Here is a 12,887-nt window from a genome sequence, read left to right on the forward strand (position 1 = left end):
AACGGTGTGAAAAAGCACTTTCATCCGTAAAAAGAAGGTATAAAAAAAGCCAGTCAGAAAATCTGACTGGCTTTTTGCCGACTCGCGAACGATTACTCGTTATCAGAACCGCCCAGACCTGCGTTCAGCAGCTCTGCCAGGCTGGCAGACGCATCTTCAGCAGTCACCTGCGGAGCAGCTGGCAGTTCGCCCGCTGCGCGACGGCGCATACGATCCTGGTGGTACGCATAACCGGTACCGGCCGGGATCAGACGACCCACGATAACGTTCTCTTTCAGACCGCGCAGTTCGTCGCGTTTGCCCGCAACGGCTGCTTCGGTCAGCACGCGAGTGGTCTCCTGGAACGATGCCGCGGAGATGAACGACTCAGTTGCCAGAGACGCTTTGGTGATACCCAGCAGATCGCGGGAGAAGGTTGCGCCCACTTTGCCGTTCGCTTCCAGCTCGCGGTTAGCGATCTTGACGCGGGAGTATTCAACCTGCTCGCCTTCCAGGAAGTCGGAGCTACCAGCGCTTTCGATGGTGGCTTTACGCAGCATCTGACGAACGATAACTTCGATGTGTTTATCGTTAATCTTAACGCCCTGCAGACGGTATACGTCCTGAACTTCGTTAACGATATAACGAGTTACAGCATGCACACCACGCAGACGCAGGATGTCGTGCGGCGCTTCCGGACCATCGGAAACCACGTCACCACGTTCTACACGTTCACCTTCGAACACGTTAAGCTGACGCCATTTCGGAATCATCTCTTCGTAAGGTTCGCTACCGTCTACCGGGGTGATAACCAGACGACGCTTGCCTTTGGTTTCTTTACCGAAGGAAATGATGCCGCTGATTTCAGCCAGGATTGCCGGCTCTTTCGGACGACGTGCTTCGAACAGGTCGGCAACGCGCGGCAGACCACCGGTGATGTCCTTGGTACCGCCGGATTCCTGCGGTACACGGGCCAGGGTGTCACCAGAGCTGATCTGTACGCCATCTTCCAGCTGAACAATCGCTTTACCCGGCAGGAAGTACTGAGCAGGCATATCGGTGCCTGGGATCAGAACGTCGTTGCCCTGAGCGTCAACAATTTTCAGTGCCGGACGCAGGTCTTTACCACCCGCAGTACGCTCTGCAGAATCCAGAACCACCAGAGAAGACAGACCGGTCAGCTCGTCGGTCTGACGAGTAATGGTCTGGCCGTCGATCATGTCAGTGAAGCGGACGAAACCACTCACTTCGGTGATAACCGGCATGGTGTGCGGATCCCAGTTCGCTACGGTTTCGCCGCCAGCAACCTGTTCGCCATCACCTTTCGCCATAACGGAGCCGTAAGGCACTTTATAGCTTTCTTTGGTACGACCGAATTCGTCGATCAGTTTCAGTTCAGTGTTACGTGAGGTGATAACCAGTTTACCGCTGGAGTTAACAACCGACTTCGCATTGCTCAGACGGATGCTACCTTTGTTTTTCACCTGGATGCTGGATTCAGCAGCCGCACGAGATGCCGCACCACCGATGTGGAACGTACGCATTGTCAGCTGTGTACCCGGTTCACCGATGGACTGTGCCGCGATAACGCCGATTGCTTCACCTTTGTTGATGATGTGGCCACGCGCCAGGTCACGACCGTAGCAGTGCGCACATACACCAAAGTCGGTGTCACAGGATACAACGGAACGAACTTTCACGGAGTCAACGGAGTTCTCTTCCAGCAGGTCACACCACTGTTCGTGCAGCAGCGTGTTGCGTGGAACCAGAATATCCGCCGTACCCGGCTTCAGAACGTCTTCAGCAGTCACACGACCCAATACGCGATCGCGCAGCGGCTCTTTAACATCGCCACCCTCGATAACCGGGGTCATGGTGATGCCTTCCAGAGTGCCGCAATCGTCCTCAGTAACAACCAGATCCTGCGCAACGTCAACCAGACGACGCGTCAGATAACCGGAGTTCGCTGTTTTCAGTGCGGTATCCGCCAGACCTTTACGCGCACCGTGAGTAGAGATGAAGTACTGGAGTACGTTCAGACCTTCACGGAAGTTCGCAGTGATTGGCGTTTCGATGATGGAGCCATCTGGCTTCGCCATCAGACCACGCATACCAGCCAACTGACGAATCTGTGCTGCAGAACCACGCGCACCGGAGTCGGCCATCATGTAAATGCTGTTGAAGGAAACCTGCTGCTCTTCTACGCCGTCACGGTTAATAACGGTTTCAGTTTGCAGGTTATCCATCATCGCTTTGGATACACGATCGTTCGCCGCAGCCCAGATATCGATAACTTTGTTATAGCGTTCGCCAGCGGTTACCAGACCAGACTGGAACTGCTCCTGGATCTCAGCAACTTCAGCTTCCGCTTCAGAGATGATCTCGTGTTTCTTCTCTGGGATGACCATGTCATCAATACCAACAGATGCACCTGAACGCGCTGCATAAGCAAAGCCGGTGTACATTGTCTGGTCAGCGAAGATAACGGTCGGCTTCAGGCCCAGAATGCGATAACAGGTGTTCAGCATTTTGGAGATGGCTTTCTTGCCCAGCGCCTGGTTGACGATGGAGAAAGGCAGACCTTTCGGTACGATCATCCACAGAATGGCGCGACCAATGGTCGTGTCTTTCAGGCTGGTGTGCGCAACGAATTCGCCGTTTTCATCTTTTTCATATTCAGTGATACGCACTTTAACGCGCGCATGCAGAGAGGCCAGGCCAGCGCGATAGATACGCTCTGCTTCTTTCGGGCCAGTCAGCACCATGCCTTCGCCTTTGGCGTTAACACAGTCACGGGTCATGTAATACAGACCCAATACAACGTCCTGAGACGGAACGATGATAGGTTCGCCGTTCGCCGGAGACAGGATGTTGTTGGTAGACATCATCAGCGCACGCGCTTCGAGCTGGGCTTCCAGCGTCAGCGGTACGTGAACAGCCATCTGGTCACCATCGAAGTCGGCGTTATATGCCGCACAAACCAGCGGATGCAGCTGGATAGCTTTACCTTCGATCAGTACCGGTTCAAATGCCTGGATACCCAGACGGTGCAGGGTTGGTGCACGGTTCAGCAGTACCGGGTGTTCGCGGATAACTTCGTCCAGGATATCCCAAACGACAGCTTCTTCACGCTCAACCATTTTCTTAGCGGCTTTGATGGTGGTGGCGAGGCCACGCAGTTCCAGCTTGCCGTAGATGAACGGTTTGAACAGTTCCAGTGCCATTTTCTTCGGCAGACCGCACTGATGCAGACGCAGGTATGGACCTACGGTGATTACAGAACGACCGGAGTAGTCAACACGCTTACCGAGCAGGTTCTGACGGAAACGACCCTGTTTACCTTTGATCATGTCAGCCAAAGATTTCAGAGGACGTTTGTTAGAACCGGTGATCGCACGACCGCGACGACCGTTATCCAGCAGGGCGTCAACCGCTTCCTGCAGCATACGTTTTTCGTTGCGTACGATGATGTCCGGCGCAGCCAGATCCAGCAGACGTTTCAGACGGTTGTTACGGTTGATCACGCGACGGTACAGATCGTTCAGATCTGACGTTGCGAAACGACCACCATCGAGCGGAACCAGCGGACGCAGATCTGGCGGCAGAACCGGCAGAACGGTCAGGATCATCCACTCTGGCTTGTTGCCAGACTGTACGAAAGCTTCCAGCAGTTTGATACGCTTGGTCAGCTTCTTACGCTTGGTTTCGGAGTTGGTTTCGTTCAGCTCTTCGCGCAGAGTTTCACACTCTTGCTCCAGATCCATGCTCTTCAGCAGGGCCTGAATAGCTTCCGCACCCATCTTCGCGTCGAATTCGTCACCGAACTCTTCCAGCGCGTCCAGATACTGCTCTTCAGTCAGGATCTGTTGACGTTCCAGGTTGGTCATACCGCCTTCGATAACCACATAAGATTCGAAGTACAGTACGCGTTCGATATCGCGCAGCGGCATATCGAGCAGCAAACCGATACGGGACGGCAGCGATTTCAGGAACCAGATATGCGCGGTCGGAGACGCCAGCTCGATGTGGCCCATACGCTCACGGCGTACTTTGGTCTGGGTCACTTCAACGCCGCACTTCTCACAGATCACACCACGATGTTTCAGGCGCTTGTACTTACCGCACAGGCACTCGTAGTCTTTTACCGGCCCAAAGATACGGGCGCAGAAAAGGCCGTCACGCTCAGGTTTGAACGTACGGTAGTTGATGGTTTCCGGCTTCTTAACTTCACCGAAAGACCATGAACGGATCATGTCTGGCGAGGCCAGAGCAATTTTGATCGCATCAAACTCTTCGGTTTTAGTCTGCGCTTTCAGAAACTTTAATAAATCTTTCACGGATTTGCTCCCGTCGGAGTTAGCACAATCTGGCGCTGGCTGTTACGCCAGCACCAGTGACCTGTTTGATCGAGAGTTACTCGTCTTCCAGCTCGATGTTGATACCCAGCGAACGAATCTCTTTCAACAGTACGTTGAAGGATTCCGGCATGCCTGGTTCCATCTGATGGTTGCCGTCCACGATGTTTTTATACATCTTAGTACGACCATTCACGTCATCAGACTTAACGGTGAGCATTTCCTGCAGGGTGTATGCCGCGCCATATGCTTCCAGCGCCCACACTTCCATCTCCCCGAAGCGCTGACCACCGAACTGAGCCTTACCACCCAGCGGCTGCTGAGTAACCAGGCTGTAAGAACCGGTAGAACGCGCGTGCATCTTGTCATCAACCAGGTGGTTCAGTTTCAGCATGTACATGTAGCCAACGGTAACCTGGCGCTCGAACTGCTCACCGGTACGACCGTCGAAGAGGGTAATCTGACCGGAAGTCGGCAGGCCACCCAGCTGTAACAGTTCCTTGATTTCAGACTCTTTCGCACCGTCGAAGACCGGCGTTGCGATCGGCATACCTTTTTTCAGGTTTTCAGCCAGACGCAGAACTTCTTCATCGCTGAAGGTATTCAGGTCAACTTTCTGACGAACATCTGAACCCAGATCGTAAGCACGCTGGATGAATTCGCGCAGTTTGGCGACTTCCTGCTGCTGTTTCAGCATGGCGTTGATCTTATCGCCGATACCTTTCGCAGCCATACCCAGGTGGGTTTCAAGGATCTGACCGATGTTCATACGCGATGGTACGCCCAGCGGGTTCAGTACGATATCTACCGGCGTACCGTTAGCATCGTGTGGCATATCTTCGATCGGGTTGATCTTAGAGATTACACCCTTGTTACCGTGACGACCTGCCATCTTATCACCAGGCTGGATCCGACGTTTAACCGCCAGATAAACCTTAACAATCTTCAGCACGCCCGGTGCCAGATCGTCGCCCTGAGTGATTTTACGGCGTTTCGCTTCGAGTTTTTTCTCGAACTCGTGTTTCAGTTCGTCGTACTGCTCAGCCAGTTGTTCCAGCTGATTTTGTTTCTCTTCGTCGGTCAGGCCGAGTTCTAACCAGCGGTCACGCGGCAGTTTGTCGAGCTTCTCAGCTTCAACACCACCGGAAACCAGCACAGCGTAGATACGGCTGAACAGGCCAGCTTCGAGGATCTGCAGTTCTTCAGACAGGTCTTTCTTAGCCTGCTTCAGCTGCATCTCTTCGATTTCCAGCGCACGTTTGTCTTTTTCTACGCCATCGCGAGTAAAGACCTGAACGTCGATAATCGTACCGGAAACACCGTTTGGCACGCGCAGAGAAGAGTCTTTAACGTCAGACGCTTTCTCACCGAAGATCGCACGCAGCAGTTTCTCTTCTGGCGTCAGCTGGGTTTCACCTTTCGGCGTTACCTTACCAACCAGAATGTCGCCACCGGTCACTTCCGCACCGATATAAACGATACCGGATTCATCCAGTTTGGAGAGCGCAGCTTCACCCACGTTCGGGATGTCAGCGGTGATCTCTTCCGGCCCCAGCTTGGTGTCACGGGACACACATGCCAGTTCCTGAATGTGGATGGTGGTGAAACGGTCTTCCTGGACAACACGCTCAGATACGAGGATGGAGTCTTCGAAGTTGTAACCATTCCATGGCATGAATGCCACGCGCATGTTCTGACCCAGCGCCAGTTCACCGAGGTCGGTGGACGGACCGTCTGCCAGCACATCACCACGTTCAACCGGCTCGCCCAGAGATACGCAAGGCATCTGGTTGATACAGGTGTTCTGGTTAGAACGGGTGTATTTAGTCAGGTTATAAATGTCGATACCTGCTTCGCCCGGATACATCTCGTCTTCGTTAACTTTGATAACGATACGGGAAGCATCGACGTACTGAACGGTACCACCACGTTTAGCCACTGCAGTAACACCGGAGTCGACGGCTACAGCACGTTCCATACCGGTACCAACCAGCGGCTTATCAGCGCGCAGAGTCGGAACGGCCTGACGTTGCATGTTCGCACCCATCAATGCACGGTTGGCGTCATCGTGTTCCAGGAACGGGATCAGGGACGCACCGACGGATACCACCTGCTGGGTGGATACGTCCATGTAGTCAACCTGGTCGCGGCTGAACAAGCTGGATTCGCCTTTGCTACGGCAGGTAACCAGATCTTCTACAAAGTGGCCTTCGTCATCCAGGTTGGAGTTCGCCTGAGCGATAACGTAGTTGCCTTCTTCGATAGCAGACAGGTAATGAATTTCGTCAGTAACAACACCGTCGGTCACTTTACGGTACGGAGTCTCGAGGAAGCCGTATTCGTTAGTCTGTGCATACACGGACAGGGAGTTGATCAGACCGATGTTCGGACCTTCAGGCGTTTCGATTGGACATACGCGACCATAGTGAGTCGGGTGTACGTCTCGAACTTCGAAGCCTGCGCGTTCACGGGTCAGACCGCCTGGGCCGAGTGCGGAGATACGACGTTTGTGCGTAATCTCAGACAACGGGTTGTTCTGGTCCATAAACTGAGACAGCTGGCTGGAACCGAAGAACTCTTTCACTGCTGCGGAAATCGGCTTGGCGTTGATCATATCCTGAGGCATCAGGGTATCCAGATCGCCCAGAGACAGACGCTCTTTCACCGCACGCTCAACACGCACCAGGCCAACGCGGAATTGGTTTTCCGCCATTTCGCCTACGGAACGGATACGACGGTTGCCAAGGTGGTCGATATCATCGACTTCGCCTTTACCGTTACGGATATCGATGAGCTTCTTCATCACTTCAATGATGTCGTCTTTGCTCAGGATACCGGAACCTTCGATTTCGTCGCGCAGCAGAGAACGGTTGAACTTCATACGACCAACCGCAGACAGGTCATAGCGGTCTTCGGAGAAGAACAGGTTCTCGAACAGGCTTTCAGCAGCTTCACGAGTCGGCGGCTCACCAGGGCGCATCATGCGGTAGATTTCTACCAGCGCGCTCAGACGATCGTTGGTTGGGTCGACGCGTACAGTTTCAGAAATGTACGGACCGTGGTCCAGATCGTTAGTGAACAGCGTTTCGATACGCTTGTGACCAGACTGGCTCAGCTTAGCCAGCAGATCCAGGCTCAGCTCCATGTTAGCTGCGCAGATCAGCTCGCCAGTAGATTCGTCAACGTAGTCTTTCGCCGCAACCTTACCAGCAATGTATTCAACCGGAACTTCGATATGCTTGATATCGTCTTTTTCCAGCTGGCGAATATGGCGCGCAGTGATGCGACGGCCTTTTTCGACGTAGACTTTGCCGTTAGCTTCAATGTCAAAGGAGGCGGTTTCACCACGCAGGCGTTCCGGCACCAGTTCCATCTGCAGCTTGTTGTCACGAATTTCGAAAACAACTTTTTCAAAGAACAGGTCAAGGATCTGCTCAGTGGTGTAGTTCAGCGCACGCAGAATGATGGTCGCAGGCAGTTTACGGCGACGGTCAATACGTACGAACAGGTTGTCCTTCGGATCGAATTCGAAGTCCAGCCAGGAACCACGGTAAGGAATGATACGCGCGTTATACAGCACTTTACCCGAAGAGTGGGTTTTACCTTTATCGGAGTCAAAGAAGACGCCTGGGCTACGGTGCAGCTGAGAAACGATAACACGCTCAGTACCGTTGATAACAAAGGTACCGTTGTCGGTCATGAGCGGAATTTCGCCCATGTAGACTTCTTGTTCTTTAATGTCTTTTACGGTGCCTTCCGGCGCTTCGCGCTCGTAGATCACCAGACGCAGTTTTACGCGCAGCGGTGCGGAATAGGTCACGCCACGGATCTGACATTCCTGAACGTCAAACACCGGTTCGCCAAGACGGTAGCTGACGTATTGCAGCTCGGAATTACCGCTGTAGCTCTGAATCGGGAAAACGGAACGGAAAGCTGCTTCCAGACCATACTGCCCTTCAGGATCTTGCTCGATGAACTTCTGAAACGAGTCAAGCTGGATAGAAAGGAGATAAGGTATGTCCAACACTTGCGGACGTTTACCAAAATCCTTACGAATACGTTTTTTCTCGGTATAGGAGTAAACCATTAGGGTTCCTCAGCTCGCTGACAAGTCGACCCATCTGTCCATTGAGCGGACAGTTTGTGCAACACTATTTTGTTGACCGGAAAATCGAATACTTTCCGCAATGCCTGTTGCTATCACGCTTAAACCATTTCATTGCGATTTACACAGAACTGACGCTCTGTCGCAGTATATTAAGACGTCGATAGAAACAAGCATTGAAAGGCACAGCAGTAGTCAAACAGTGTGAAACGCTACTGGCGCCTTACAGCGCAAAAAGGCTGGTGACTAAAAAGTCACCAGCCATCAGCCTAATTTCTTAGGCTGCAACCAGAAAAGTTGGCTTATTTAACTTCAACTTCAGCGCCAGCTTCTTCCAGAGATTTTTTCAGTGCTTCTGCGTCGTCTTTGCTCACGCCTTCTTTCAGCGCAGCCGGTGCAGATTCTACCAGGTCTTTAGCTTCTTTCAGACCCAGGCCAGTTGCGCCACGTACTGCTTTGATAACAGCAACTTTGTTAGCGCCAGCAGCTTTCAGAATTACGTCGAATTCAGTTTTTTCTTCAGCAGCTTCAGCCGGGCCAGCAGCTACAGCTACAGCAGCAGCAGCGGAAACACCGAATTTTTCTTCCATTGCAGAAATCAGTTCTACAACGTCCATTACGGACATAGCGGATACTGCTTCAATGATTTGATCTTTAGTGATAGACATTTAAATTGTTCCTGAAAATCAGAATAAGTTTATACGTAAGCAGATGCTTGAGAAAGGTAACTGCAATTAAGCAGCTTCTTTCGCATCGCGTACAGCAGCCAGAGTACGAACCAGTTTGCCAGCCGAAGCTTCTTTCATGGTTGCCATCAGGCGTGCAATTGCTTCTTCGTAGGTCGGCAGAGTTGCCAGGCGATCGATATTCGATGCGGTAATCAACTCACCTTCAAAGGCTGCGGCTTTGACCTCAAATTTTGCATTCGCTTTCGCGAACTCTTTGAACAGACGAGCAGCAGCGCCCGGGTGTTCCATAGAGTATGCAATCAGGGTCGGACCAACAAACGTGTCTTTCAGGCACTCGAACTGAGTACCTTCAACGACGCGGCGCAGCAGGGTGTTACGAACAACACGCATGTATACGCCAGCTTCACGACCTGCTTTACGCAGTTCAGTCATTTTATCTACAGTTACGCCACGGGAATCCGCAACTACTGCAGACAGCGCGCCTTTGGCTACTTCGCTGACTTCAGCAACAATCGCTTGTTTGTCTTGAAGATTTAAAGCCATTAGCTTTGCTCCTGGATGTTTGCCGGAACTCATGTTCCGGAACTCACTTCACTCCCCCCAACGGAGAGAGCGTCTAAATACGGTGAGCAGAAACAAGCCAGAGTATCAGAAATAATCTTAGCGTTCTGTCACCGTCTACGCAGGGCATTAAGTTTCTTGCGAAACACCTGCGGTCTTCGACGGAGGCCTGGATAGGCCAGGCTCCAACGAACAAATCTGTTGTCTATCGGCCGAAGCTAATAGAATCGTGGGCGAAGATTGTAGACAAATTCGCCGCCCACGTAAAGCTAATCTTAGACGTTCGCAGACGCGCTCAGACCAGCCTGATCAACGGCAACACCAGCACCCATGGTGGTGGAGATGCTAACTTTCTTGATGTACACGCCTTTTGCCTGAGTCGGTTTTGCTTTTTTCAGCGCAACCAGCAGAGCTTCCAGGTTTTCTTTCAGTTTGTCAGCGTCAAAATCCACTTTACCGATGGTAGTGTGGATGATGCCGTTTTTGTCGTTACGGTAACGAACCTGACCAGCTTTAGCGTTCTTAACAGCTTCAGCAACGTTAGGAGTTACAGTACCAACTTTCGGGTTTGGCATCAGGCCGCGCGGACCCAGAACCTGACCCAGCTGGCCAACAACGCGCATTGCATCCGGGGAAGCAATAACAACGTCAAAGTTCATTTCGCCTTTCTTGATCTGTTCAGCCAGATCTTCCATACCTACCAGCTCAGCGCCTGCAGCTTTAGCAGCTTCAGCGTTTGCGCCCTGGGTAAATACAGCTACGCGAACGGAACGGCCAGTACCGTGCGGCAGTACAGTTGCACCACGTACGTTCTGGTCAGATTTACGAGCGTCAATGCCGAGGTTAACGGCAACGTCCACGCTTTCTACGAATTTAGCAGTGGCCAGCTCTTTCAGCAGAGCAATAGCTTCGTTGATGTCGTACTGTTTAGTTGCATCAACTTTGTCACGGATCACGCGCATACGCTTGGTCAGTTTAGCCATTTCTTAGTCCTCCACTACCAGGCCCATGGAACGTGCAGTACCTTCAATGGAGCGAGTCATCGCTTCAATGTCGGAACCAGTCATGTCGGCAGCTTTGGTCTGCGCGATTTCCTGCAGCTGAGCGCGGGAAATTTTACCCACTTTGTCTTTGTTCGGCTTGCCGGAACCAGACTTGATACCAGCCGCTTTCTTCAGCAGTACTGCTGCCGGAGGCGTTTTGGTAACGAAAGTGAAAGAACGGTCAGCGTAAACGGTGATAACAACCGGGATCGGCAGACCTTTTTCAATGGAATCAGTTTTTGCGTTGAACGCTTTGCAGAATTCCATGATGTTCACGCCTTGTTGACCCAGTGCTGGACCTACCGGCGGACTCGGGTTAGCCATACCAGCTGCAACCTGCAGCTTGACATAGGCCTGGACTTTCTTAGCCATTCTAAATTCCTCTAGTTGGGTTATAGCGCCTCAAAGAGGCTCCCCGTGTTTGTAAATTCGTTTTACGGACAGAGTCCATAAAAACAAAAGGCGCGAAATTGTATTCCAATCTCGCGCCTTGTGCAACGATTAAATCGCCGCTTTTTTGATCGACGTGTTAGGCTTTTTCAACCTGGGCGAAGTCCAGTTCAACCGGAGTCGCACGACCGAAGATAGATACAGAAACTTTCAGACGAGACTTCTCGTAGTCCACTTCTTCAACTACGCCGTTAAAGTCAGCAAACGGACCGTCGCTAACGCGAACCATTTCGCCCGGCTCAAACATCGTTTTCGGACGCGGCTTATCACCAACCTGCTGCAGACGGTTCATGATCGCATCAACTTCTTTGTCGCTGATTGGCGCCGGACGGTCAGAAGTACCGCCGATAAAGCCCATCACACGCGGAACGCTGCGCACCAGGTGCCAGCTCGCATCATTCATGACCATCTGGACCAGTACATAGCCCGGGAAGAATTTACGTTCGCTCTTGCGACGCTGGCCACCACGGATCTCGACCACTTCTTCGGTCGGCACCATGACTTCGCCAAACAGCTCTTCCATATTTTGTAACTTGATATATTCGCGCAGCGACGTGGCAACGCGGCCTTCAAAACCGGAAAACGCCTGAACGACGTACCAGCGCTTTTTAGGGGCTTCAGACATCTTAGAACCTCAGGCCAGTGATAAAGGATACCAGGCGAACCAGAATACCATCCAGTCCCCACAGGATCAGTGACATTACTGCGGTAACCGCAGCCACAATTAATGTGGTGTGCAATGTTTCCTGGCGAGTTGGCCAAATGACCTTACGGACTTCGGTTCTCGCTTCACGGGCAAAAGCAACGGTCGCTTTACCTTTTGTTGTCAACAGCGCGACACCACCCGCTGCGGCAATCAGAATCACTACGGCCAGCGCACGCAGCGGCAGCATCATGTCACGATAAAGGTAGTTGCCAACGATAGCTACAAGCAGCAATACAGCGACAACAACCCACTTCATCGCTTCCAGGCCGCGCCCGCTTCCTTGAGCTTCGGTATTCGCACTCATAAACCAACCTGTCAGAAGTATTCTACAAACATTTTCACCCCGCGTAAGCGAGGCGATCCAAACCGAAATGCTCTGGTGCGTTTCGGACTAAACGCCCTCTTCAGAGCCTGTCTCAGCAATGATTATGACAAAAAAAATCACTGATGAGCCAGGTTCTGGTGTGAAAGCGTGCAAAAAGGGCATCAAATGATGCCCTTTTATTGCGCATTGCGTCAAATGTTATTCGGCAATTAGCTCATTACTTTGGCAACAACGCCCGCACCTACAGTACGGCCGCCTTCACGGATTGCGAAACGCAGACCGTCGTCCATCGCGATCGGGTGGATCAGGGTAACAACCATTTTGATGTTGTCGCCCGGCATTACCATCTCTACGCCTTCCGGCAGTTCGATGGTACCAGTCACGTCAGTAGTACGGAAGTAGAACTGCGGACGGTAGCCTTTGAAGAACGGAGTATGACGGCCGCCTTCGTCTTTGGACAGTATGTACACTTCAGATTCGAACTTGGTGTGCGGCTTGATAGAGCCCGGCTTAGCCAGTACCTGACCACGTTCGATTTCTTCACGTTTGATACCACGCAGCAGAACACCAACGTTCTCACCAGCACGGCCTTCGTCCAGCAGTTTGCGGAACATTTCAACGCCGGTACAGGTAGACTTAGCGGTGTCTTTGATACCAACGATTTCAACTTCTTC

General features: G+C 52.2%; 9 protein-coding genes. All 9 read right to left on the minus strand.

The genetic code is table 11. The features are described from left to right. Positions 1 to 92: 92 nt before the first annotated feature. Positions 93 to 4,316, minus strand: coding sequence for a DNA-directed RNA polymerase subunit beta' (gene rpoC, locus FDX04_RS19105; protein ID WP_137371352.1), 4,224 nt, complete (start codon positions 4,314 to 4,316; stop codon positions 93 to 95). A gap of 76 nt (positions 4,317 to 4,392) precedes the next feature. Beyond that, entirely contained in the window at positions 4,393 to 8,421 is a 4,029-nt protein-coding gene (gene rpoB, locus FDX04_RS19110; protein WP_003033111.1) for a DNA-directed RNA polymerase subunit beta, read from the minus strand. A gap of 320 nt (positions 8,422 to 8,741) precedes the next feature. Next, complete coding sequence (gene rplL / locus FDX04_RS19115; protein ID WP_000028882.1) at positions 8,742 to 9,107, minus strand: 50S ribosomal protein L7/L12; 366 nt, start codon at positions 9,105 to 9,107, stop codon at positions 8,742 to 8,744. A 66-nt stretch (positions 9,108 to 9,173) separates the two neighbouring features. Further along, positions 9,174 to 9,671: a 50S ribosomal protein L10 gene (rplJ, locus tag FDX04_RS19120; protein ID WP_005132895.1), complete on the minus strand. Its 498-nt coding sequence runs from the start codon at positions 9,669 to 9,671 to the stop codon at positions 9,174 to 9,176. Positions 9,672 to 9,964: 293 nt separating this feature from the next. Then, positions 9,965 to 10,672, minus strand: a complete 708-nt coding sequence (gene rplA / locus FDX04_RS19125) for a 50S ribosomal protein L1 (protein WP_042314242.1) — start codon at positions 10,670 to 10,672, stop codon at positions 9,965 to 9,967. A gap of 3 nt (positions 10,673 to 10,675) precedes the next feature. Then, a complete protein-coding gene (gene rplK / locus FDX04_RS19130) occupies positions 10,676 to 11,104 on the minus strand; it encodes a 50S ribosomal protein L11 (protein WP_038636105.1) in 429 nt (142 codons plus the stop codon). Between the two features lie 157 nt (positions 11,105 to 11,261). Continuing rightward, positions 11,262 to 11,807: a transcription termination/antitermination protein NusG gene (nusG, locus tag FDX04_RS19135; protein ID WP_003033125.1), complete on the minus strand. Its 546-nt coding sequence runs from the start codon at positions 11,805 to 11,807 to the stop codon at positions 11,262 to 11,264. A 1-nt stretch (position 11,808) separates the two neighbouring features. Next, positions 11,809 to 12,192 carry a preprotein translocase subunit SecE gene (gene secE / locus FDX04_RS19140; protein ID WP_003033128.1) on the minus strand — a complete coding sequence of 128 codons (384 nt, stop codon included), beginning with the start codon at positions 12,190 to 12,192 and terminating at the stop codon, positions 11,809 to 11,811. 230 nt (positions 12,193 to 12,422) lie between these two features. Further along, the coding region (locus tag FDX04_RS19145; RefSeq protein ID WP_249357153.1) for an EF-Tu/IF-2/RF-3 family GTPase at positions 12,423 to 12,887 on the minus strand (465 nt) is incomplete at its 5' end.

The organism is Citrobacter sp. wls615 (assembly GCF_005281355.1).
In the GTDB taxonomy this organism is placed as follows: domain Bacteria; phylum Pseudomonadota; class Gammaproteobacteria; order Enterobacterales; family Enterobacteriaceae; genus Citrobacter; species Citrobacter werkmanii.